Annotated in this window: 20 protein-coding genes; 8 read left to right on the forward strand and 12 right to left on the reverse strand. The window is 72.5% G+C overall.

Going from position 1 to position 22,236, the window contains the following annotated elements; genetic code table 11:
- Position 1: 1 nt before the first annotated feature.
- From AB0I04_RS21055 to AB0I04_RS21065, 3 genes are all read right to left on the reverse strand, one after another.
- Entirely contained in the window at positions 2–1,249 is a 1,248-nt protein-coding gene (locus tag AB0I04_RS21055; RefSeq protein ID WP_360886779.1) for an alpha/beta hydrolase-fold protein, read from the reverse strand.
- A 41-nt stretch (positions 1,250–1,290) separates the two neighbouring features.
- Positions 1,291–2,883 (reverse strand): ribosomal protection-like ABC-F family protein, encoded by a 1,593-nt coding sequence (gene abc-f, locus AB0I04_RS21060; RefSeq protein WP_360886781.1) that lies wholly within the window; start codon positions 2,881–2,883, stop codon positions 1,291–1,293.
- 308 nt (positions 2,884–3,191) lie between these two features.
- Positions 3,192–3,827 (reverse strand): TetR/AcrR family transcriptional regulator, encoded by a 636-nt coding sequence (locus AB0I04_RS21065; protein WP_360886783.1) that lies wholly within the window; start codon positions 3,825–3,827, stop codon positions 3,192–3,194.
- A 73-nt stretch (positions 3,828–3,900) separates the two neighbouring features.
- Between AB0I04_RS21065 and AB0I04_RS21070 the strand changes: the two genes are divergently transcribed.
- Together AB0I04_RS21070 and AB0I04_RS21075 are read left to right on the forward strand one after the other, a co-directional pair.
- Entirely contained in the window at positions 3,901–4,833 is a 933-nt protein-coding gene (locus tag AB0I04_RS21070; protein WP_360886785.1) for an ATP-binding cassette domain-containing protein, read from the forward strand.
- Positions 4,823–5,560 carry an ABC transporter permease gene (locus AB0I04_RS21075; protein WP_360886788.1) on the forward strand — a complete coding sequence of 246 codons (738 nt, stop codon included), beginning with the start codon at positions 4,823–4,825 and terminating at the stop codon, positions 5,558–5,560. The genes AB0I04_RS21070 and AB0I04_RS21075 overlap by 11 nt, the downstream gene beginning before the upstream one ends.
- Here AB0I04_RS21075 and AB0I04_RS21080 read toward each other — a convergent pair.
- Entirely contained in the window at positions 5,541–6,518 is a 978-nt protein-coding gene (locus AB0I04_RS21080; RefSeq protein ID WP_360886790.1) for a DMT family transporter, read from the reverse strand. The two genes, AB0I04_RS21075 and AB0I04_RS21080, sit on opposite strands and share 20 nt — an antisense overlap.
- A 91-nt stretch (positions 6,519–6,609) precedes the next feature.
- Between AB0I04_RS21080 and AB0I04_RS21085 the strand changes: the two genes are divergently transcribed.
- Complete coding sequence (locus AB0I04_RS21085) at positions 6,610–9,195, forward strand: hypothetical protein (RefSeq protein ID WP_360886792.1); 2,586 nt, start codon at positions 6,610–6,612, stop codon at positions 9,193–9,195.
- A gap of 14 nt (positions 9,196–9,209) precedes the next feature.
- On the opposite strand, the gene AB0I04_RS21090 is transcribed toward AB0I04_RS21085, so the two are convergent.
- Positions 9,210–10,445 carry an MFS transporter gene (locus tag AB0I04_RS21090; protein WP_360886795.1) on the reverse strand — a complete coding sequence of 412 codons (1,236 nt, stop codon included), beginning with the start codon at positions 10,443–10,445 and terminating at the stop codon, positions 9,210–9,212.
- A gap of 158 nt (positions 10,446–10,603) precedes the next feature.
- Here AB0I04_RS21090 and AB0I04_RS21095 point away from each other — a divergent pair, with 158 nt between their 5' ends.
- Together AB0I04_RS21095 and AB0I04_RS21100 are read left to right on the forward strand one after the other, a co-directional pair.
- Entirely contained in the window at positions 10,604–10,945 is a 342-nt protein-coding gene (locus AB0I04_RS21095; RefSeq protein WP_360886969.1) for a helix-turn-helix domain-containing protein, read from the forward strand.
- A 65-nt stretch (positions 10,946–11,010) separates the two neighbouring features.
- Positions 11,011–11,826, forward strand: coding sequence for an alpha/beta hydrolase (locus AB0I04_RS21100; RefSeq protein ID WP_360886797.1), 816 nt, complete (start codon positions 11,011–11,013; stop codon positions 11,824–11,826).
- 58 nt (positions 11,827–11,884) lie between these two features.
- Here AB0I04_RS21100 and AB0I04_RS21105 read toward each other — a convergent pair whose 3' ends face one another.
- From AB0I04_RS21105 to AB0I04_RS21115, 3 genes are read right to left on the reverse strand one after another with little or no spacing between them, the layout of a single operon-like run.
- Positions 11,885–12,430 (reverse strand): SWIM zinc finger family protein, encoded by a 546-nt coding sequence (locus AB0I04_RS21105; protein WP_360886799.1) that lies wholly within the window; start codon positions 12,428–12,430, stop codon positions 11,885–11,887.
- Complete coding sequence (locus AB0I04_RS21110) at positions 12,430–14,388, reverse strand: DEAD/DEAH box helicase (protein WP_360886801.1); 1,959 nt, start codon at positions 14,386–14,388, stop codon at positions 12,430–12,432. Before AB0I04_RS21110 ends, AB0I04_RS21105 begins: the two co-directional genes overlap by 1 nt.
- On the reverse strand, positions 14,381–15,871 hold the full coding sequence (locus AB0I04_RS21115; protein ID WP_360886803.1) for an MFS transporter: 1,491 nt from the start codon (positions 15,869–15,871) through the stop codon (positions 14,381–14,383). The genes AB0I04_RS21110 and AB0I04_RS21115 overlap by 8 nt, the downstream gene beginning before the upstream one ends.
- 105 nt (positions 15,872–15,976) lie before the next feature.
- On the opposite strand from AB0I04_RS21115, the gene AB0I04_RS21120 reads away from it, so the two are divergent.
- The 3 genes from AB0I04_RS21120 to AB0I04_RS21130 all read left to right on the forward strand — a co-directional run bounded on the left by AB0I04_RS21120 (position 15,977) and on the right by AB0I04_RS21130 (position 18,486).
- A complete protein-coding gene (locus tag AB0I04_RS21120; RefSeq protein WP_360886805.1) occupies positions 15,977–16,516 on the forward strand; it encodes a MarR family transcriptional regulator in 540 nt (179 codons plus the stop codon).
- 273 nt (positions 16,517–16,789) lie between these two features.
- Positions 16,790–17,404, forward strand: coding sequence for a MarC family protein (locus AB0I04_RS21125; RefSeq protein WP_360886807.1), 615 nt, complete (start codon positions 16,790–16,792; stop codon positions 17,402–17,404).
- A 326-nt stretch (positions 17,405–17,730) separates the two neighbouring features.
- The gene (locus AB0I04_RS21130; RefSeq protein ID WP_360886809.1) at positions 17,731–18,486 is read left to right on the forward strand and encodes a nuclease-related domain-containing protein; all 756 of its coding nucleotides are present in this window, start codon (positions 17,731–17,733) and stop codon (positions 18,484–18,486) included.
- A gap of 72 nt (positions 18,487–18,558) precedes the next feature.
- Here AB0I04_RS21130 and AB0I04_RS21135 read toward each other — a convergent pair whose 3' ends face one another.
- The 4 genes from AB0I04_RS21135 to AB0I04_RS21150 form a co-directional block, all read right to left on the reverse strand.
- Entirely contained in the window at positions 18,559–19,353 is a 795-nt protein-coding gene (locus tag AB0I04_RS21135; RefSeq protein ID WP_360886811.1) for an SDR family oxidoreductase, read from the reverse strand.
- A 69-nt stretch (positions 19,354–19,422) separates the two neighbouring features.
- Positions 19,423–20,541, reverse strand: a complete 1,119-nt coding sequence (locus AB0I04_RS21140) for an acyltransferase family protein (RefSeq protein WP_360886814.1) — start codon at positions 20,539–20,541, stop codon at positions 19,423–19,425.
- Between the two features lie 108 nt (positions 20,542–20,649).
- Complete coding sequence (locus AB0I04_RS21145) at positions 20,650–21,438, reverse strand: methylated-DNA--[protein]-cysteine S-methyltransferase (protein WP_360886816.1); 789 nt, start codon at positions 21,436–21,438, stop codon at positions 20,650–20,652.
- Complete coding sequence (locus tag AB0I04_RS21150) at positions 21,425–22,000, reverse strand: RNA polymerase sigma factor (protein ID WP_360886818.1); 576 nt, start codon at positions 21,998–22,000, stop codon at positions 21,425–21,427. The genes AB0I04_RS21145 and AB0I04_RS21150 overlap by 14 nt, the downstream gene beginning before the upstream one ends.
- Positions 22,001–22,236 lie beyond the last annotated feature (236 nt).

The raw sequence follows: 22,236 nt of genomic DNA on the forward strand, positions 1-22,236 counted from the left end.
GTCACCCGGGCAGAAGGGTCAGCAGTCCGCGTACCGCGCTGCGGCGGAAGGTCGCGAAGTCGTGTCCGCCCGGCGCCTCGTGGAAGGTCACGTCGTTGCCCTTGGCGGTCAGGACCGTCCGCAGGTGGCGATTGGCGGCGCGCTGATCGACCCCAGGCGACAGCGGGGACGCGCCGGTCTCCAGCCGGCCGACGTCGATCCAGAACCGGACCGGCTTGTACGGCGCGGCGGCGAACTGCCGGGTCAGCCACTCCGGCTCATCGTCCATGCCCCACCCGCCCGGACCCGGCCGGTAGCCCCACCAGTGGCTGCCCGACGTGGACAGCACCGCGGTGAAGACGTCGGGGCGTTCGTACGCGGCGAAGGCGGCGGCCAGCCCGCCGAGGCTGTTGCCGCCGACGATCGCCTCTTCCGTCAGCGGGTATCGCGACCGCAGCAGCGGCAGGAGTTCGTCGGTGAGCATCCGGGTCGTCGCGGAGTGGCAGGCGAGTTCGGTCATGCGGGCGGTCATGCCGTCCGGCGGATTGTCGACGAACGCGACCACCGCCGGGGCCATCGCGCCGCTCGTGATCAGCTCGTGCACGGCGGCGTGGAGGCGCGCCACCGACAGCCACGACTCTCCGTCGAGCAGGATCACCAACGGATGCGGCCCCTCCCCCGGCGGCGCGTACACCGACACGGTCCGTTCGTTGCCGAGCACCTCGGAGACGAGGCTGTGCCCGGTCAGAGGAGGCTCGGCGCCGTCGAACCAGGGAGCCGGCTCCAGACCGGGCAGCTCCAGTACCGAGTCCCACTGCTCCGGCGGCGCGGAGTCCGCCCCCGCGATCTTGGCGGCCTGCGGGAACAGCCGGCGCGGGTTGAACGGGTCGGCGAACGACCGATCCCGCGCCTCGGCCACCAGCCGTCCCAGCAGCGCCATGTCGGTCTTGTCGGCGTCCAGGAACGGATCGTCGACCAGGTACTGGTACACCGTGGTGACGCCGCGCGGGGCGAGCACGCTCAGGTACCAGACGTCCGTGTCGTCGACGCGCCGCATCGGATGCGACATCGCGTTGCGGTCCTCGAACAGCTGCGCGCCGCGTACCGAGACCTGCCGCTGTGGCCCGATCCACACGAACGTCACCAGCGCGTCATCGCCGCCGGCGTCCTCGACGAGCGGCCCGCCCGCCGCTCGCAGGTCCGCGGTCAGGCGCTCCACGTCCCGCGTCCGGCGGAACTCCTCGATCCGGTCACTCTGAACAGCACTCATCACGAGATCCTCTCTACAGGGAATGTTCGTACGGCGGGCGGTCAGGCGGCGATGCGCCCGTCGCGCAGCTCCAGCCGCGGGCCCGGGAAACGGCGCCGCAGCGCCCGGTCGTGGGAGACGACGACCAGCGCGCCCCGGAAGTCGTCGAGCGCCTGTTCCAGCTCCTCGACCAGGACCAGCGACAGGTGGTTGGTCGGTTCGTCGAGCAGGAGCAGGTCGCTCTCCGACGCCACCAGCCGGGCCAGGGCCAGGCGCCGCCGCTGGCCGACCGACAGCGCGCCGACGGGCGTGGCCAGGGCGTCGGGATGGAACAGCCCGTACGACAGCAGCCGCTCGCGGTGCTCCTCCGGATGGCCGGTCCGGCCGTCGGCGAACACCGCCAGCACGGACCGCCGTGGATCGGGGAACTCGACCTCCTGGGGCAGGTAGCCGACGCGGCCGCGCCGGCGCACCGTCCCGGAGTCGGGCCTCGCGCCGGCGAGGACCCGCAGCAGGGTGGACTTGCCCGCGCCGTTCGGCCCGTGGACCAGCAGGTGATCGCCGGCCGCCACCGTGAGGGACACCGCGCGCAGCCGATCTTCGACCGTCACCTCGTGGAGTTCGGCGAGCGTCCCGTCGTGGTCGCCCTCGCGGAACAGCCCGTCGAAGCGCAGCGGCTCGGGAGGCTTGGGCACCGGGTTCTCCCGCAGCCTGCGAAGTCGCTCCTGCGCCTGGCGGACCCGCCCGGCGATCGAGCTCTGCACCCGGCCCGCGTCCCGGTCGTAGGCGAGTTTGTTGCCGTCCTTGCGCGCCCGGCCGGGCGCGACCCGGCGCGCGGTGGTCGCGGCATGGGTCTCGACCCGCTCGATCTCCTCACACCAGGCGTCGTACGCCTGCTCCCAGCGAACGCGCGCCGCCGCCTTCTCGGCGAGGAACCCGGTGTAGCCACCCCCGAAACGGCTCACGGAGCCGTCCTCGACCTCGTAGATCACGGTGGCGACGCGGTCGAGGAACAGCCGGTCGTGGGAGACCACGACGACGGTGCCGTGGTGAGTACGGAGGCGGTCCTCCAGCCAGGTCATCGACGGTTCGTCGAGGTGGTTGGTGGGCTCGTCGAGCAGCAGGATCTCCGGTGAGGCCGCCAGCACGCAGGCGAGCGCCAGCCGTGCCTCCTCGCCGCCGGAGAGGGTGCCGAGCGCACGGTCCCGGTCCAGGTGCGCGAGTCCCAGGCCGTGGATCGCCTTGTCGACGCGGGCGTCGGCCTCGTAGCCGCCCCGCGCCTCGTACGCGGCCTGCAGCGCGGCGTACTCGTCGAACCGGTCCTCGCTGAGGTCGGCCTCGAGTTCGCGCATCCGGCGCTCCATCGCCCGCAGGTCGGCGAGGGCCGCGTCGATGGCCTGCTGGACGGTGCCGCCGGATGGCAGCTCCCGCGTCTGGCCGAGGTGGCCGACGCCGCCGTCGGCCATGACGGTCACCTCGCCGTCGTCGGGCCGCTCAGCGCCGGCGATCAGCCGGAGGAGCGTGGACTTGCCGGAGCCGTTCTCCCCGACGAGGCCGGCGCGCTCGCCGGGCCGTACGGCGAAGGAGACGTCGGTGAGGACGCGGTGGTCACCGTAGGACTTGGCGACGCCCCGCAGGGTGAGCTGAGTAGACAAAAAGGGCCTCCGATACACGGCGTGGGTTCCAGACGGACATCGCGGTGTTCGGGGCCAGGCCCATGGTTACGGCTCTCCTCCATCACGGTTAATCGCAACATTTGTTGCATTAGGAGGATGGCAGACCGGCCTCCCCGGGCGCAAGAGGATTTCCCGATGACGATCAGCGACGGCGGTGACCGCAGCGCCCGCGCGCGGCCACCCTCGTAGAGTCGTACGGGCGGCGGTGGAGCCGGGCTGTTCGTCAGCCGCGAGCCGGTGGACGCGGCGGTCGCCGACCGGGCCGCCATCCGCGCCGGCGCACCAGGTCAGGCGGGGTAGTCGCCGATGCCGGATCGCAGCAGCTCGAAGCCCCGATCGACGGCGGTCCGCACCGCCGGGAGGATCGCCGCGTGGCTCTCGCCGGCTCGGAGCCGCTGGAGGTACTCCATGGAGATCGCGTGCGTCAGCGCGACCACCAGCGCGGCGACGACGCGCGGCGTGGGGTCGTCGGGGTCGGCGTCGGTCTCCTCCGCCAGGACCTGAGCCAGGTACTCCTTCCGCAGCTCGCCCATCTCGCGCATCCGCGCCCGCAGCGACGGGCTCTCGATGACCATCTCGAAGAAGTCGTCGGCGCCGTTGACGATGCCGTAACGCCAGTCCCGCTCGTCCAGCGCCTCACAGAAGTCGCGGCGCAGCGCGTCGACGACCGACTCCCCTGCGCGCCGGGAGGCCACGACGCGGCCGAGGCTCTGAACAGCGGCGTCCTCGCGGTCGAAGAACAGGTCCTCCTTGGTCTTGAAGTAGTTGAAGACCGTGTTGACGGACACGTCGGCGGCCTCGGCGATGTCGGCGACCGTGGTCCGGTCGAAGCCGCGGAGCATGAACAGCCCCATGGCGACGTCGGCGATGCGCTGCCGCGTCTCGCGCTTCTTGCGCTCCCGTAGTCCGAGCTCCTCCGCCATGTCCGTCATCGTATCCGCGCTGGTGTCGCACAAATTTTGGTGTGGCTCCAATTTTGTGGTTACTCTATCGGGCATGGACCATGTCATCGAGGCGCACGGCCTCGCCAAGTCCTTCTCCGGCGCCGACGCCGTACGTGGCGTCGACCTCGCCGTCAGACCCGGGGAGATCGTGGGCTTCCTCGGGCCGAACGGCGCGGGCAAGACGACGACCCTGCGAATGCTCACGACGCTGCTGCGGCCCACCGCCGGCACCGCGACCGTGGCCGGGCACGACCTGATCGCCGACCCGGCCGGCGTACGGCGCCGGATCGGCTATGTCGCCCAGGGCGGCAGCACCAATCCCGCGTGCACCGCCCTGCAGGAGCTGGTGCTGCAGGCCCGGCTCTACCGCGTGCCGGACGCGACCACCCGGTCCCGCGATCTGCTCGCGGACTTCGACCTCGCCGACCGGGGAATCGGAGCGATGTCCGGAGGGCAGAAACGCCGCCTGGACATCGCGCTCGGCGTCGTCCACCGGCCCGCGGTGGTGTTCCTGGACGAGCCGACCACCGGCCTCGACCCGCAGAGCCGCAGCGCGCTGTGGGAGCACATCCGGCGGCTGCGCGACCGGCACGGCACGACGGTCTTCCTGACGACGCACTACCTCGACGAGGCCGACGCGCTGTGCGACCGGATCCTCATCATCGACCAGGGGCGCATCGTCGACGAGGGCTCACCGGACGACCTGAAGGCCCGGTTGGCCGGCGACGTCGTGACCACCGAGATCGCCGGGGACCCCGGGCGGGCCAGGCTCGCGCTCGCCGACCTGGCCTACGTCCGGGAGGTGCGCGCCACCGGGCGGACGCTGCGGCTGACCGTCGAGCCCGGCGACCGCATCCTGATCGAGCTGACGCGGGCCCTGGACGCGGCCGGCGTCGAGCCGCTGTCGATCCAGCACACGCGCCCGACCCTCGACGACGTCTTCCTGGCCCTCACCGAGCGAAAGGCGGCCGCTCGTGCCGCGTGACATCTGGCTGATCTTCCGCCACCAGCTGCGGCTCACCCTGGGCGGGTGGTTCGGGATGGTCTTCGGCGTCCTGCAGCCCGTCCTGAACCTCGCTCTGTTCGGACCGTTGCTGGGGACCTATCTCGGACACGACAGCTGGCAGATCTTCGTGCCCGGCGTGCTGATCCAGCTCTCCCTGCTCAGCGCGGGGCTGGCCGGGTTCGGGATCGTCTTCGACGCGCGGTTCGGCGTCCTCGAACGGCTCCGCGTCACGCCGGCCTCACGTCTGGCCCTGCTCCTGGGCCGGGTGCTCACCAACACGGTCGTCCTCCTCGGACAGGCCGTGATCGTGATCGCGGTCGGCGTCGCGTTCGGCTTCCGGGTGCCCATCGCCGGGCTGCTGATCGGCCTGGTGCTGCTCGTCCCGCTGGCCGCCGGCCTGGCCGCGCTCTCGTACGCGTTCGCGCTGACGCTCCGACGCCAGGAGTTGTTCGCGCCGCTGTCCAGCAGTGTCGTGGTGCCGATGCTGCTGCTGTCCGGGGCGCTGCTGCCGATGTCGGCGGCGCCGGGCTGGCTCGACGCGGTGTCGCGCGCGACGCCCTTCCGGTACGGCGTGGAGGGGCTGCGAGCGGCGTTCGCCGGGCACTACGCGTCGGTGACGCTGGCGGCCGGGCTCGGCGTCTCGGCGGCGTTCGCCGTGGCCGCGCTGGCGGTCGGCACCCGCACGTTCACGCGTCAACACTCCTGACGCCCGCGCCCTCCAGGGCGGGCACGTGCTCCACGACGGGCTCGTCGGGGGCGACCGACCGCTGGGCGACGAACGCGCCGACCAGCACGATCGCCCCTCCGGCGAGCTGCGCGGGACTCAGCCGCTCGCCGAGCGTGATCCAGGCGAACAGGCCCGCCGCCACCGCCTCGAGGTAGGCGACGCCACCCGCGACCGGGGCCGACAGGCGGTGGACGGCGGCGACCCCGGCGAGGTACGCGACGACCGTGCTGACCAGGATGATCCACGCGACCAGGAACCAGCCGGGGGCGAGCCGGTCGCCGAACGGCACGCCGGTGGTGAGCACGTGCCACGGGATCCCCGACGGCGGCGCGACCACGGCCAGCACCACCGCGCCGACGGCGGAACCGGAGGCCGTCATGACGAGGGGATCGACCTCGTCCCCGACCCGGTCGATGATCAGGAAGTAGGCGGCCTGGCAGGCCGCCGCGCCGAGCCCGGCGAACAGCCCGAGCAGGTCCATGCTCAGGCCGGACCAGACCTGCACGACGCACGCGAGGCCGACCAGGGCGATCACGACGCCGACCGCGGCGGTCCGGGGCACACGGGCCCGCCGGACGAACCGCAGCCACCCGACGACGAGGACGGGCCCGGTGAACTCCAGCAGGATGGCCACGCCGACCGGCAGCCGGGACGCCGCGACGAAGTAGAGCGACTGACAGCCCGCCACGCCCATCAGCCCGTACAACAGGAGGAGCGGCCATCGGCTCCGGACCGCGCGCCCGGCGGCACGGCCGCGCAGCAGGAGGGCGAGGGGCACAAGGATCAGCGTGGTGCCGGCGACCCGTGTCCACGACGCCTGCATCGGCGAGTAACCGGCGTTGATCAGTGCCTTGCCGAACGGCCCTGACGTGCCGAAGGCGATCGACGACACGATCGCGAAGCCCAGTCCGGACGCCTTGAGTCGCGCGGAGTTCACACGCCCACCCCCTCCCATTTCAGGAGTCAACCTACATTAGGCTCCTTACGCGCTGCAAAGGTGTCGTATGTGACGCACTACGATGCGCATCGTGACTTGGCAGGCCCCGGCCGCACCCCCGAACGACCCGTTCGCGGCCATCGAGACAGACGTGCGCGGCATGACCTCCTCCCCCTGGTGGATGGGCGCGCCGCCGCCTGCGCGTGCCGAGGCGATCACGTCGCGGATGCTCGCCGGGGCCGGCGAGTGGTGGCTGTTCGGGGCGTGGGGCCGCTGGTATCGCTGCGGACTGGACGGCAACTGGCACCTGTGCCCGCCCCCGTTCGACCCCGCAGCGCGCCAGTCGGTCATGCCCGCCCCACCGGGCGCCGGCCGGCCTCCGGTGCCGCCCTCGCTGCTGACGACAGGCCCGGACCTCACCCCGGGGCCGCTGGCCGGCGACGGCCTGTTCGGCGCGGCGCCGGCCCCCGCCGTGCTCGGCCGGCTCCAGCAGACCGTGGCCGCGGCGGCCGGCGCGAATCCCGCCCAGTTCCCGATGCAGGATCCGCTCTTCGCGCCGGGCACCCCCAGTCCCGTGGCGGCGTCGTTCTTCGCGGTGCTGTGGTGCGCGGGCGCTCCCGCCTCCGACACCGACCATCCCCTCGTCGGGCTGTACGCCCGTCACCTGTCGCCGGCCGCGCACGGCCCGCGCTGGTTCCTTGAGCCTCCGCTCGCATTGATCATCGGCGCCTACACCGAACGGCTGCGGGCCAACGACCCCATGGGCGCCTCGTACGTCGCGCGCGCCCTGTGGGAGACCGCCGAGGCCCTGCGCGGCGAGCCCGCCTTCCGGCCCCGAGCCGACGCCCTCGCGGCGATGGCCGGCACCGCCCTGCGGATGGTCCCCAGCGACCACGCCGGCGTGCGGTTCGGCGACCAGGCGATCGTGCAGGAGTGGCTGCGCCGCTGCCCGCCGGAGCTGCGGGTGACGCTGCTCCGCGACACGGCGCCGGGCGACCACTTCCGCCTCGCCTGCTACGACCTCGCCGCCGCGGCGGCCGCGCTGCCCGCCGCCGCGGCCGGGCCGGCGGAGGCCCGGCGCGTCGCCTTCGCCCTGCTGGCCGCCGACCTCGACGCCGCCCCCGGTACGGCGGCCGCGGTGCTGCCCTGGCTCGACCCCGAAGGCGTCCGCACCCTGCAGACGATCGGACAGCCGGGGCACCAGCTCCGGGAGCTGTGGCCGGTCGACGGCACGCTGCCCGGCGCGGTCTCCGGCGCCGACCCGCAGATCCTGCGGAGTCTGCTGGCCGCGTCCTACGCGGCGGCGCTGTCATCGTGCCGGCTCGCGGGCGTGGCGCCGCCCCGGCCCGGGCTCGCCGTCCCGGCGGCGCTGATGAAGACGATCGCCGCCGGGCCGGATCCGGGCCCCGGTGAGTCCCTCACGCCCTGGGAGATCATCGAGGCCGCCCGCGCCCACCTCGCCGAGCAGCGCAAGGCCGACTCTCCTCCCCCGGCGCAGCCGGCGACGACGGCCTGGCCCTCCTCGGAGCCCCTCCCCTCGGCCTCCGGTCCGTCGTCCAACCCGCCGACCTCGAATCCCGGGATGTCCGGCCCTTCCTCCGATCCCGGGACGCCCGGTTTCGGGGTCGCGCCGGCCTCTCCTCCCGTGGGCCCGGTCCCCGAGCCCACCGCGGTCGCGCCCGAGCCCACGGCTCCCTTCTCGGCCGCACCGCCCACTTCGGTCGCGCCCGACCCCGCTGCTCCCTTCTCGGCCGCGCCGCCCACTTCGGTCACACCGGATCCGGTACCCCCCACCTCCGTCTCTCCCGGTGATCAGTCGGCCGGAGGGTCGACGCCGCCGCCGTGGCCCGACACGGCGGCGTACCGGCCCGATCCCGGCCCCCGGCTGGTGGAGGCGTACGGCATCAGCTTCCTGCCCGGACTCGACGACGTCGAGCGGCTGCTGACGGAGCTGCGGCGGCGCGGCAGCTGGGCGCTCAGCCTCCGCGGGCAGGAGGTCTCCAGCGCGTCGTGGCCGTCGGTGCTGCTGGTCGGCGAGCTGTCCTGCGGCCAGCGCCGCCTCACGCGCATGATCGCCCGGGCACTGGCCGAGGCCGGCGTGGGCAGCGGCGAGGTCCACACGCTGCTCGCCGACGAGCTCGCCGAGATCGACCCTCGGCGGCTCCGCGAGCGCCTCGCCGAGTACAGCGGCCACACGCTCCTCATCGAAGGTCTGGACACGGTCGTCCTCGACGACGACCGCGGGGCGGCGTACGCCTCCGCGCTCTACCGGGCGCGGGTCGAGGGCGTCAGCGAGACCGCCCTCGCGGCCACCTGCGCACCCGGTCGGCTCCGCGAGTTGACCGACGCCATCCCCGAGCTGATCACCGATTTCCGCACCGTACGGCTGCCCGACCTGTCCGACCCCGGGCTTCGCGTGCACCTCGCGGCGCTGCTGGCCGGCGAACGCCGCCTGAAGCTCGCGCCGGAGGCCTGGCAGGTGGCCCGGCGAGACCTGGCCACGCTGCGCGGGCGCGGCCGGCTCACCAACGCCCGGCTCGTCGAGGCCTACCTCGACCGGGCCTGCAACCACCACCTCAGTCAGGCGGGTGAGGAGACCCACATGTTCAAGGGCCAGAACACCCTGACCCTGTCCATCGAGGACTTTCAGGGCGTCGCCGCCGAGCTCGAGCCCTGACGCGCGTGGCCGGGTCACCGGATCCGGCGGCGGCCGGCGAGGACGGTGAGGCCTCCGGCGGTCGCCAGGGCCGCGAGCACGGCGCCGAAGATCGTCGCGCCGGCGGTCAGCCCGACGGCGTCGCTGAGGTAGCCGGCCGCCACGGGGAGGACGCCCGCGGGGACGTAGCCGCCCACGTTGAGCGCCGCGTTCGCCTCTGCCAGCCGCTGGGGCGGGACACTCGAGTTGAGCAGTGACAGGCCGCCGAGCTGACCCGCGCCCTGGCCCATCCCGGCGAGCACGGCCGCGGCGATGAGCGGTGGGACCGATGAGGTGTGCACCGCCGCGACGAGAGCGGCCATCGCGGCGGTCGTGCTCACCGCTCCGAGGAGCAGGATCGTGGGCCTCCGCAGACTCCGCACCGCGAACTGCACCCCGGTGGCGGCCAGGAACATCCCGAAGGCCATGGCTCCGGCGAGCGCCCGGTCGGTGGTGTGCAGCAGCCCGCCGAGCAGCGACGGGCCGAGGGACAGCACGAAGGACGTCGCGGTGATGCCGGGGCCGAACACGGCGATGCCGAGTATCAGCCGGACACGGTCACCTCGCGGCACCCCGGGCACGCGTATCCAGGCGCGGGCGCCCGGCGCCGGTGCCGTTGGGCGGCGGAGCGGCATCCGCAGCACCGTGAGGAACGCCGTCGCGAGCAGGGCCGCCTCGACGACGAAGACGGTGACGGTCGGTGCCGGCAGGGTCTCGGACAGCACACCCGCCAGGAAGGGCCCGAGTCCCGCGCCGAACACCATCGCGGTCGAGGCGAGCAGTGCCGCGAGCCGCTTGCGGTGCGGTCCGGCCACGTCGGTCACCGCGGCCATCCCGGCGGAGACGACCGCGCCGACCGCGATGCCGGTGAACAGCCGGGCCACGACCAGCGCGGCCACCGTCGAGGCGGTCGCGAAGATCAGGCACGCCGCCATCGCCAGGGCGAGCGCGGGCAGCAGGACGGGCCTGCGCCCGACGCGGTCGGACAGCACGCCCGAGACCAGCAGCGATCCGAGCAGGCCGACGATGTAGAAGGCGAAGATCACCGTCAGCGTACCCTTGGAGAAGCCGATGTCGCGCTGCCACAGGACGTACAGCGGCGTCGCCGCGTTCGACAGGACGAAGACCGCCGTCACCGGCCACGCCGCCGGCCACACCCACCAGGTCGGAGGGCTCCCGGGCGCTCCCTGGGCGGGGGCCGCGTCGACGCGTGCCGGATGGGTCCTTGTCATGGAGATTCCTCTCGCCGAGCGTCAGTACGAGTTAAGTCGTACTTGTACGACCAGAGTCGAACTTAGCAGGCTGTACGATTCAACTCGTACAGGCGGTCGTGACGAAGGGGGAACCATCGATGTCCGTGACCGCGCAGGCGAGGCCGGCCGTGACGGTGATGCCGGAGCCGCCCGGCACGCCACCGCCGCTGCCCGAACCGGCCGTCGACGACCTGCGCCTGGAGACGGTGCTGGGCGCGTTGAGCGACCCGCTGCGGTTGCGCATCGTCCGCAAGCTCCTGCTCGACCGCGAGGAGTTCGACCACACCTGCGGCTGGTTCGGCCTGGACCGGCCGAAGTCCTCCCTCACCCACCACTTCAAGGCGCTGCGCGAGGCCGGCGTCATCAGGCAACGCCAGTACGGCCTCGAACGCCGCAGCCACGTCCGCGTCGAGGACCTGGACGCCCGCTTCCCCGGTCTGGTGGACCTCGTGATCGCCTGGTCCCCGGAGTCCGGCTGAACGCCTCGGGAGAAGTGAGCGTCGTCATAGTGACCGAGCGGTAACTTCGGGCTTACGCTCGGCGCGTGGACATCGTCTTCGAACGACGGGGCGACGGCCCGCCCCTGCTGCTCATGCACGGCATCGGCCACCGCTGGCAGGCCTGGGAGCCGGTGATCGACCTGCTCGCCAAGGAACGCGACGTCATCGCGGTGGACCTGCCCGGCTTCGGCGCGTCGCCGCCGCTCCCACCCGGCACCCCGTACGGTCTCGACAGCGTGGTCACCGTGCTGCGGGAGTTCATCGACCGGCTCGGCCTCGACCGCCCGCACGTCGCGGGGAACTCCCTCGGCGGGCTGTTCGCGCTGGAGGCCGCCGATCGTGGGCTCGCGCGCTCGGTGACCGCGCTGTCCCCCGCCGGGTTCTTCACGCCGCTCGAGCTCCGGTACGCGGCGCTCGTGCTGCGCGCGTGCCGCCTCGGCGCCGCGGTTCCCGCCACGACGGTGCGCCGCCTGGCGCGCTCGCCGCGGATGCGCACCCTGATGTTCGGGATGATCTACGGGCGGCCGGACCTCATCGCGATCGACACGCTGCTGGCCGACGCCGCCGCGCTGCGCGGCGCGACCGGGTTCGAACCGACCCTGCGCGCCGGCCGCCGGTCGACGTTCCGCGGCAAGGTCCCGGACGTCCCGGTGACGATCGCCTGGGGAACCCGGGACCGTCTCCTGCGAACCGGGCAGGCCGTCCGTGCCCAGCAGACGCTGCCGCACGCCCGGTTCGTCTGGCTGCAGGGGTGCGGGCACGTCCCGATGGCCGACGACCCGCGGCTGGTGGCCCGCGTGCTCCTGGAGGGCAGCTCCGGCCGGGCTGCGCAGGTCCCGTTGGAGGGCAGCGCCGGCTGAAGGGCAGCGCCGACCGACCGGCTCAGACTCCGCTGGAGAGCGGCTCCGGCCGGTCGGCTCAGGTGCCGTAGAAACCCTCGACCGGGACGTCGCGCAACGGAATCCAGTCCGGATCGGCCGCCGCCTGGAAGCGCGCACGGCAGCGCAACTCGACGGCGAGCGCGGGCGTCTCGTCGATGCGCTGGACCAGCGCGTACAGGACCGCCAGGACGTGCGCGCACGGGCCGTCGCCCGCCCCGCATCCGCAGTCGGCGACTCGTTCAACGGCGGGAGCCGCGATGTCGGCGCCCCGCTTCGTCAGCGCCGCTTCGAGTCCGTCGGGCAGGTCCCCGGGCACCGGAGCCACGGCGGCCACGAGACCGGTGACCTCGACGCTCAGTTCGTCGCTCCAGCAGGGGAACTCGATCGCGACGCGGTGGACGACGCCACGGGCGCTCACCTCCGCGTCGAGCCGGCCGGCCTCGGCCGTACGAAGGGTGACGGCGGCGTTCCGCGCGAGGCTGCGGGCCTTCGGCAGCAGCGGGTTCGGCCGGGAGACCGTCGTCGGCTCGACCGTACGCAGCCAGGCCCTTCCCCACAGGGTGGCGCCGAACTCGGCGGGCATCAGAGCACCCCCTCCTCGCCGAGCGCCAGCACGGCCCGGAGGCGCTCGTCGGGCAGCTCGGCCAGGGCCGCCGCGGCGTCCCCGGACACGGCGCCGGCGAGCGCGCGCTTCGCGTCGTGCAGGCGGGCGATGTGCTCCTCGACAGTGCCTCCGGTGACGAGCGTGTGCACGGTGAGCGGCCCGCGCCGGCCGATGCGGTGGGCCCGGTCGGTGGCCTGGTCCTCGACCGCCGGGTTCCACCATCGGTCGTAGTGGACGACGTGCCCAGCCCGGGTCAGGTTCACCCCGAAGCCGGCGGCCCGCAGGCTCAGCAGCAGGACGGGCGGCGCGTCGTCGTCGGACTGGAAGGCGTGGACGAGTGCGTCGCGCCGCCGGACGTCGAGGCCACCATGCAGGAACGGAACCGGTGTCCCGAGCACGTCGGCGAGGTGACGGGCCAGGAGTTCGCCCATCACCCGGTACTGGGTGAAGACCAGGGCACGGTCGTCGTCCTCGACGATCTCCGACAGCATCTCGGCGACCCGGTCGAGTTTGCCGGACCGGCCGGCCAGCTCGGCGTCGTCCCCGAGGAACTGCGCCGGATGGTTGCAGATCTGCTTGAGCGCGGTGAGCAGGGCCAGCACGCGACCCCGGCGTGCCGCCCCCGCTCCCAGGCCGTCCGTGAACGCCCGGTCCACGGCGTCCCGGTACAGGCGCGCCTGCTCCCCGGTCAGCGAGCAGGCGACCGTGACGAACTGTTTCGGCGGCAGATCGGCGGCGACGTCGGACTTCGTGCGCCGCAGGACGTACGGCGCCACCAGGGCGCCGAGCCTCTTGGCCGCCGTCGCCGAGCGACGCTGTTCGATCGGCACGCCGAACCGCTGCCGGAACCGCGCCCGGCCGCCCAGCAGCCCGGGGTTGGTCACGTTGAGGATCGACCACAGCTCGTCGAGGCGGTTCTCGACCGGGGTGCCGGTCATCGCCACACGGAGCCCGGCCGGGATCCGGGCGGCGGTCCTCGTCGCGAGGGCCTCGGGATTCTTGATCTGCTGCGCCTCATCGAACACCGCGACGTCCCAGGAGATCTCCGTCAGCGTCGCGGCGTCGGCGCGCAGGACGCTGTAGCTGGTGATGATCACGGTGCCCGGCGGGACCGGATCCGGCAGTCCGCGCCCGGGACCGTGGTGGCCGATGACCGGGATCGCCGGCGCGAAACGGGCCAGTTCACGCGCCCAGTTGCCGACGACCGAGGTCGGGCAGACGACCAGGTGCGGGCCGGTCGCCCGAGGTCCCTGCCGGGTCGCCAGCAGGCAGATGGCCTGCAGGGTCTTGCCGAGCCCCATCTCGTCCGCCAGGATCCCTCCCCCGCCGTTCTCGGGGAGCGTCCGGAGCCACGAGACGCCGGTGACCTGGTACGGCCGCAGGTCCGCCCGCACCGCCGCCGCACCCAGCTCGCGGTGGGTGAGGACCATCTGCCGGAACCTTCGGAGCAGGGCCGCCGCCGAGCTGATCGCGGTGCCCTCCGCGTCCAGCACGCAGTGCGCCGCCGTGGGCATGCGGGCGGCCAGCGCTCCGAGCTCATCCTCGCCCCGGTCGTCGCCGGCCAGCAGCGCCGCCTCCCGCCACGCCCATACGGACGCACCGAGAGCGGTCTCGGCCCGGTGCCGCCGATCGAGTGCGCGCAGCGCCGGAAGCGCGCCATCGAGGTCGGCGAGACGTACGGGCACCTCCCGCGGGGCGATCGCCTCGGCCGCACCGTCCGTGACCGGTACGGCGAACCGGCAGACCCCCGGCCTCCCGGGCGGCAGTCCGGTCTCCGCGAGCAGATCCGTCGGCTCGCGCACGCCCCACCACGCCATGGCGCTCTCTTCAGGGATGAAGGTCGCCTGGAGGACGCCAGGACGACCCGCCTCTCGCGTGGGCGCGTGGCGGGGGCGCCGCGCCGCCTCGCGAGCCGCTCCGCCCACCGGATCAGTCATCGGACGACGCACCTCCGCTCGGAGCCACGCCGCTCGGCCGGCGCGGCAGCAGGAAGGTGGCGGCGAACGCGATGGCCAGCAGCACCGTCGCCAGCCAGAGAGAGGCCGCCAGCGCGTCGCCGAAGCGATCGGCGAGAACGGCGCGTGGACTCACGCCGTTCAGCCCACGGACACGGGCGAAGAAGAAGGTGCCGATGATCGCCACCCCCACGGCCGCCGCCAACTGGGTCACGGTGTTGAACAGCGCGGACCCCGACCCCGCGTCGCCGACGGGCACGTCGCCCAGCGTCAGCTGGGCCAGCGGCGCGACGATCATTCCCATGCCGGCGCCACCGATCAGGACGCCCCAGATGAGATCGGTCCAACCGGTATGGGCAGTGGCCCCGCCGGCCACGACGGCGATCGCCGCGAATCCCGCCGCCAGCAGGACGAGCCCGATCTGCACCGTGGCGCGTCCGATCCTGGGCAGGAGCACCGCCGCGGAGACGCCGGCCAGGACCGCGACCGCGACCGACCACGGCAGGATGGTCAGCCCGGCCGTCATGGGCCCGGCTCCGATCCCTACCTGGAGGAACTGCATGACGACCAGGAAGAAGCCCATGGTCGGTATGAAGAAGAGCAACTGCACGAGCAGGCCGCCGCACACCGAACGGAACCGGAACAGGGAGACCTGGATCAGTGGATCTCCGCCGCGCGCGCCGACACGGCGCTGGTGTGCCCAGAAACCCGCCAGCGTGAGCACGCCCGCCGTGATCGACGGATACGTCCAGACCGGCCGCTCCCCCCGGCCGGAGGCTGCGATGAGCGGGTAGAGCACCAGCATCAGTCCGACGGTCGAGACGATGACGCCGGTGACATCGATGCGCACCGCGTGACGCGCACGGCTCTCGGGCAGCGACCTGAGGCACGCGATGACCGTGACAACTCCCACCGGCACGTTCACCCAGAACACCAGGCGCCATCCCAGCCCTGCGAGGTTCCAGGAGAGCAGCGCGGGCCCGAGTATCGGCCCCACTGTCGCGGCCAGCCCGGAGAGCGCGGAGAACGCCGCCATCGCGCCACCCCGTTCATGAGGCGCGTACATCACCTGGATCTGCGAGAGGACCTGCGGAATCATCACCGCCGCGGCAAGGCCTTGGAGCACCCGCGCCGCCACGAGGAGGTCCGGGCCGGGCGCCATGCCGCACAGGGCCGACGCCGCCGCGAATCCGCTCACACCGATGAGGAAGACCTTCTTGTGCCCGAGGATGTCGCCGAGCCGGGCACCGGTGATCATGCCGAGCGCCAGGGCCAGGCTGTAGCCGCTGAGCATCCACTGGAGCTGTGCCGGGCTCGCGCCGAGATCCTTCTCGATCGAGGGCAGCACCACGTTGAGGATCGTGACGTCGATGAGGTCCATGAACGCCGCGAGCAGAAGCGCGATCAGGGCCAGGGTCCGTCCCTGCGTGACCCGGGGCGGGACGGGGGCGGTCGTGGTCGGCATGGGCCGGCTCCTCGTGGGATGAGAGCATGGGCGTGCGCGGCACACCTGTTGCGCCGCACAATGATTGCGTCGCGCAACATAGTCTAAGAATCGAGTCGCTTTCAAATGACCAAGCGGGAACCGAACCGCGGCAGCGGGACGGACGGCGCCGATCCGGCCGAACGGATCGTCCACGCCCTGCCGGACTGGGTGGACGCGATCGTCCAGCTCAACGACCTGATCGCCGAGCGGATGGGCGTCGTGGCCAGCGACCTCCACTGCCTGCACGCCCTCAACCGGGGCGGGCCGACCACCGCCGCCGTCCTCGCCGAGCGGGTCGGCCTGACACCGGGGTCGGTCTCGCGCATGATCGACCGGCTGGACTCCGCCGGCTGCGTACGGCGGAGCCCCGACCCCCGAGACCGGCGCAAGGTGCTCATCGAGCCGACCCCGGAAGGCCTGAAACGGATCGCCGACTACTACGCCGGGCTGACCGACCGCACCCACGAGCTGCTGGCGACCTTCGACGACGCTCAACTGCACTCCCTGCTGACCTTCGTCGAGGCGGGACGCGAGAGCGCGCGAGCCGAGGTCGCCAGGTTGCGGGCGGACACCCGCCGGCCTCGAGGCGGGCCGGGGTCTTCCGTTCCGGACGCCCGCGAGTGACGATGAAGGCGTGACCCGTCCTCGCGCGGCCGCCCGGCCGTGACGAGGAGCGGGCACGGCCCGGCACCGCTGTGGGCGCGAGCGCTCACCGAACGGCTGGCGGTCGACGCGCGGACCGGCCAGCGGATTTCGCCGTAATGGCCCGCAGCGGCCTGCCGGTCCGCGTGGCTTGCCGGTCGGTGCGGGCCGCCGGTCGGTGCGGGCTGCCGGTCCGCGCGGCGCGGCGGCCGCCCTGAAGGTTTGCGCACGCCCCCGACCAGGCATGACGCCGGGATGTGGCGCTTGGACCTCTGGGACGTCTTCGCCGTCCTCATCGCGGTGGCCGGACCCCCGAAGGTCATCCTGAGCTTCGCCCGGCTCGCCGAAGGTCGCGATCGTCGCGCACTGCGCCACCTGGCCGTACGGACCACCGTCACCGCGATGCTGTGCGGCGTCGTGGTGGCCATGACCGCCGACCCGTTGCTGCACCTGTTCCACATCGGGCATGCGGACGTCGAGATCGCCGGCGGCGCGATCTTCTTCGTGTACGCCCTGCGGCTCGTCCTCGACGGTCACACCGAAACGCCCGCCGGGTCGCCGACGGACGGCTTCATGGCCCTGCTGCTCCCCTACGTCGTCAGCCCGCTCGCGATGACGTCGATCATCGTGCTCGCGGTGACCCATAAGGGATGGGTCTGGTCGGCGCTCGTCGCCTTGGCCTATGTGGCCGTCGCCGTGAGCAACCTTCTGACGATGCTGGCTCTGACGTACGTGCTGCACCGAGTGCCGCGCACCTGGATCGAGGTCGCCGGCCGTCTTCTCGGGCTGCTGCTGGCGGCCGTCGGGGTGGAGTTGCTGATCGTCGGCCTGGAGGGAATGGGCGTCATCGGGCGATCGGCTCGCCCCTGAGCGGCCGCCGAATCGGCGGCGGACGTCGTACCGGCCGCATCAGATACGGCGATATACCGCTGATCTCGGGACCGCTGCATTCGCCGGGCAGAATGGCGATAGGCTTCCGTCTTCATCGTCTGCCACGGGCGTTCGGGACCGTACCGAAATCGACGCCTCGGCACCCGTTCGCGCAGCTGAGACCTGAGCTGCAGGTTGCATGCAAGCTCACCCGCACGCTTTCATGAAATTTTCATTTGTTACTTTTGTGTTGAACGTTGTCACCCACCTAGTTCGCCCGCCCAGATCACGGGATAATAAACTCCCACGAGCGAAAGGGTCGCGCGATGTTCGGTCGGTCGATCTATGTTCCGGACAACCCGGCGCTGACCGGCGGGTCGCCCCAGGCGGTGCACGAGCAACTCTGGGCGCAGGGGAAGCGACGGCGGCTCCAGGTGCGCGGCGGGCTCGCCGCCCTCGGCCTGGTGGTCGGCACGGTCCTCGTCGACGTCTGGTTCGGGCTGGTGGCCGCCGCGGTGATCGCCCTGGCGGACACTCTCTACTACCTGCGTCAACGGATGGCGTCCAGCGTCTGGCGCAAGGGGCAGCGCGGCGAGCGCCGCACCTCCGCCATCCTGCGCATCACCCTCGACTGGCGCGGATATCGCGTCCTACAAGGCAGGAACATCCCAGGCCGCGGGCAGATCGACCATCTGGTGATCGGCCCGACCGGTGTGCTGCTGATCGACAACCAGGCCCTCTCCCCGGACACGGACATCGCCGCCTACCAGGACTCCCTGTTCGTCGACGAACGGTCCGGCACCAAGATGGCCGCCGCGCTCCGCGAACGCGCCGACGCCACCGCCGCGATGCTGGCCGACCGGCTCGGCGGCGAGGTCGTCGTCGAGGCCGTCGCCGTCATCCACGGCGGTCATCTCGTCAAGGGCCTCGTCGAGGCGGAGGGCGTCACACTCATCCGCCCGCACCGGCTGCCCGGCTGGGTCCGGCGCCAGCGCATCCGCTTCTCCCCCGAGCAGGTGGCGACCATTGCTGAAGCGGCGCATCGGCTGCCGATCAGCAGCCAGGCGATCGTCGTCCGCTGACCACCGGCCCGCGAGGCGCGCTTCGGCTTGCCTCCCGGCGGACCGGGGTCGCCTTCGCCCGGCCGGTCGTATTCAGGGCAGGATCGAGTCGACGTAGCCGCCGTCGGCGCGGACGGCTCCGCCGGTCGTGGCCGAGGCGTACTCCGAGCCGAGGTAGACGACGATGGCGCCGATCTCGGCCGGCTCGATCAGCCGCTGGATGAGGGAGTCGGGGCGGTATTCCCGCATGAACCTGCGCTGGGCCTCGTCCCAAGGCAGGTCCTCGCCGACGAGCTCACCGACGAACGTCTCGACACCCGGCGTGTGGGTGGGGCCGACGATGACCGAGTTGACCGTGACGCCGCTACCGGCCGCGGCCTTGGCGAAGCCCCGCGAGACCGCCAGCAGCGCGGTCTTGGTCATGCCGTAGTGCACCATCTCCACCGGGATGACCACCGCCGAGTCGCTCGCGATGTTCATCACCCGTCCCCAGCCGCGGTCCATCATGCCGGGAAGGTAGGTGCGCGTCAGACGGACCGCCGACAGGACGTTGACGTCGAAGTAGCGCCGCCACTCCTCGTCCTCGACCTCCAGCACCGGCTTGGCGCCGAAGATGCCGAGGTTGTTCACGAGGATGTCCACCTCGGGCACCCGCTCGTGCAACTCGGCCGTGCCGCCGGCGGTCGACAGGTCGGCGGCCACGGCGGTCACCTGCGCGTCCGGTAGCTGATCGGTGATGATGGCGGCCGCCTGCTCGGTCCTGTCCTTCCCGCGTCCGTTCACGACGACGGCGGCACCGGCGCGGGCGAGCTCGGTGGCGATGGCCAGGCCGATGCCCTGGTTGGACCCGGAGACCAGGGCCCGGCGGCCCGACAGATCGATGTTCATCGCTTCATCATTTCCCTGCCGCCCGCCCTCAACCCGGCCGGTCACGGGCGACCCGGCCCCGGCTCGGCCTCAGTCCGGCCGACCGTCCACCGCCGGCCGCCGGGCGGTGGCCGTGCGGAACAGCCAGTCCAAGCGCGGCTCCACCGCCCATCGGAAGCCCCGCCGCACCGTGCCGCCGGACAGCACGACCGCCAGCAGAGCGCACCCGACGGTCACCAACGCGACCTGCTCCCCGGAGATGCCGTAGTACCAGTCCTGGTAGGACAGGTACAGCGTGACGAAGCCGTGCAGCAGATAGGCGTACATCGTCGCCGAGCCCAGCCGGGTGAACCACATACGCCGCGCGGGCACGACCGCCAGGAACGCCACGGTCAGGGTCAGGGCCGCGGCCATCGCGACGACCCGGAACCCCACGCCCGCCGACGCACCGACGCCGAGCTGGCCGAAGCTGCGCCGCCAGTGCACCCACTCGGGGTCGACGTTGAGCGCGAGCAGGTAGGCCGTGAGGCCGCCGAGGAGGAGCACGGCCACGCCGGCGACACGGACGGCCCGGCGGTGCAGGAACGCGAAATGGTGCGGCCTCAGGGTCAGCCCGAGCACGAAGAAGGGCAGGAACGACAGGACCTGCGCCGCGTTGAGCATGCTCGGCAGGGTGACGAACCCGGCGAGCATCGAGATCGCCGCCGCCACCGCGACGGGGTACCGGATCTGCTGCCACAGCGGCGTGGACAGCCGCCACAGCAGCAGAGCGGGCAGGAACCACGTCAGGTAGTACGGCTCAAGAGGATCCCAGCCGACGTGGCCGCCGGACAGCATCCCGGCCCACAGCGGGTACGCGACGCTGAACAGCACGTAGGGCACCACGATCGCGGCGACGAGCTTGCGGGTGCGTCCGCGGGCGGCCGGGAAGCCGCGCGAGAAGTACCCGCACATGACGATGAAGGCGGGGAGGTGGAAGGCGTAGATGAACGTCTGCGCCGCCTCCAGCAGCCGACCGCCGACGTTCGCCCCACGGAGGGGCTCCCAGGCGTGGCCGATGACGACGAGCACGACGGCGAGGAACTTCGCGTTGTCGAAGTACGGGTCGCGGTCGGCGCGGGCTGGATCGTGGCGGGCGGACGCGGGGCCGGCAGGGTCGCTGCGGACAGGCTCGGTGCGGGTACGGGCGGCGTCGGTGCGGAGGCTCAAAACGAGTAACCCTGGTCGGGGACAACGGCTGACCGGATCAGTCAACCTGGTCTTCCTGAACGAAGGCTCAAAACCGGCTGAACTGCCCGCGGCCGGCGCCGCGGGCGCTCAGGACACGTCGGCTCCCGGTCGGCAGTGCCGGCAGGGCCGGTAGCCGGCGCTCTCGGCCTGTGCCAGGCTACGGAACCCGTGCCAGTGCGCCGGGGTGATCCGCCGCGCGTCGCGGCAGCTGGGGAAGCACACGATCCCGGTCGTGTCGCTGCCGACGAAGTGGATCTTCTTCGCCGCCAGCGTGCCGACCTCGTCGAGGTTGACGTCCTCCATGCGCAGCAGCCGCTCCTTGGCGGGGATGCCGAAGACGTACTGGCCGATCCGCCCGTCGGAACGGATCACCCGATGGCACGGGATCAGCAGCGGCACCGGGTTGTGGCCGAGCGCCGTGCCGACGGCCCGGACGGCCTTGGGCCGGCCGATCCGTTCGGCGATCCAGGCGTACGGCCGCATCTCCCCTCGGGGAATGTCCGCGGCGGCGCGCAGCACGGCCTCCTCGAAAGGCCGCAGCCCGCGCAGATCGAGGCGGACGCCGGTGGGACGCCCGGTCTCCAGCGCCCGTCGCAGTGCCGGAGGCGGGGTGCCGCCCGGCAGCAGCGGCCGGGCGAACCGGCCGCGGAACGAGGCGACGAAATCCTCCTCGTCCTGTCCGGTGCGCAGGTAGGCGATGCCCTGGTCGGTCATCGCGACGTACACGCCGCCGATCGCGGCGTCGACGCGCACCCAGCGCGCCGCGACCCGGTCGAGCAGTCCCGCCGGCGCGTCGGCGGCCAGTGCGGACAGGCCGGCGACCAGTGGGTCGTTTCGGTCGAGGCCCTGCGGATCGGTGGGCTCAAGAGCGCTCATCGTACCTCCCCGGGTAGAGCAGGCGGAGTCGCTTCAGACCCCGCGAGATGTGGGACTTGACCGTTCCTTCGGGAGCGCCGAGCACCGACGCGATCTCGGCGATCGGCAGGTCCGCGACGTGCCGCAGCACGACCGCGAGCCGCTGTTCCTCCGGGAGCTCGCCGAGCAGCGCGGCGAGCTCCCGGCCTGTCTCGGACCGCTCGGCGACCCGCTCGGTCGGCTCCCCGGGATCGACGGTCTCAGGCGCGTCGTCGAGCGGTGCCGGTGGCGGATGGCGGGCGGCCGAGCGCGCGGTGTTGCGCCAGAGATTCGCCAGGATCGTCATGAGCCAGGGACGCGGCTGCAGCGTCGCGATGCGCTGCGGCTCATAACCGGCCAGGGCGCGGTAGGCGCGCAGGAACGCCTCCGCCGTGAGGTCCTCCGCGTCGGCCCACCGACCGCAGAGCCGCAGCGCGGCGGAGAACACGACGTTGCGGTAGCCGTCGAACAGCGCGACGAATCCGGTGTCGAGGTCCTCCGCGAGCGCGGTGACGATCGGAAGGCGGATATCGGTTTCGGTCACGTTCGTAGAACACCGGTCAGGGTCGTCGGGTTGCGGACCATCGCTCTCATCCTGCCGCCTTTACATTGTAGATCAGTACATGACCGGGCGGGCAGGGCCAGAAGAGTGGCACGGCCGACACGACCGAACCACCGGATGAGCGGGCCGCTGGGATCGGTTAGGCTGGTGGGGCCGGTGTGGCATGTGTCCCCGGGCCGCACCTACCGCCTTCGTGGAATACCGTCCGGCCTACGGTC

The sequence above is a fragment of the Actinoallomurus sp. NPDC050550 genome (genome assembly GCF_040655075.1).
GTDB lineage: Bacteria > Actinomycetota > Actinomycetes > Streptosporangiales > Streptosporangiaceae > Actinoallomurus.

Coding starts and splice junctions, on each gene's coding strand:
- AB0I04_RS21055 (WP_360886779.1), bottom strand. CDS start 1,249: ATGAGTGCTGTTCAGAGTGACCGGATCGAGGAGTTCCGCCGGACGCGG.
- AB0I04_RS21065 (WP_360886783.1), bottom strand. CDS start 3,827: ATGGCGGAGGAGCTCGGACTACGGGAGCGCAAGAAGCGCGAGACGCGG.
- AB0I04_RS21070 (WP_360886785.1), top strand. CDS start 3,901: ATGGACCATGTCATCGAGGCGCACGGCCTCGCCAAGTCCTTCTCCGGC.
- AB0I04_RS21090 (WP_360886795.1), bottom strand. CDS start 10,445: ATGACAAGGACCCATCCGGCACGCGTCGACGCGGCCCCCGCCCAGGGA.
- AB0I04_RS21095 (WP_360886969.1), top strand. CDS start 10,604: ATGCCGGAGCCGCCCGGCACGCCACCGCCGCTGCCCGAACCGGCCGTC.
- AB0I04_RS21105 (WP_360886799.1), bottom strand. CDS start 12,430: ATGCCCGCCGAGTTCGGCGCCACCCTGTGGGGAAGGGCCTGGCTGCGT.
- AB0I04_RS21110 (WP_360886801.1), bottom strand. CDS start 14,388: ATGACTGATCCGGTGGGCGGAGCGGCTCGCGAGGCGGCGCGGCGCCCC.
- AB0I04_RS21115 (WP_360886803.1), bottom strand. CDS start 15,871: ATGCCGACCACGACCGCCCCCGTCCCGCCCCGGGTCACGCAGGGACGG.
- AB0I04_RS21120 (WP_360886805.1), top strand. CDS start 15,977: ATGACCAAGCGGGAACCGAACCGCGGCAGCGGGACGGACGGCGCCGAT.
- AB0I04_RS21125 (WP_360886807.1), top strand. CDS start 16,790: ATGTGGCGCTTGGACCTCTGGGACGTCTTCGCCGTCCTCATCGCGGTG.
- AB0I04_RS21130 (WP_360886809.1), top strand. CDS start 17,731: ATGTTCGGTCGGTCGATCTATGTTCCGGACAACCCGGCGCTGACCGGC.
- AB0I04_RS21135 (WP_360886811.1), bottom strand. CDS start 19,353: ATGAACATCGATCTGTCGGGCCGCCGGGCCCTGGTCTCCGGGTCCAAC.
- AB0I04_RS21145 (WP_360886816.1), bottom strand. CDS start 21,438: ATGAGCGCTCTTGAGCCCACCGATCCGCAGGGCCTCGACCGAAACGAC.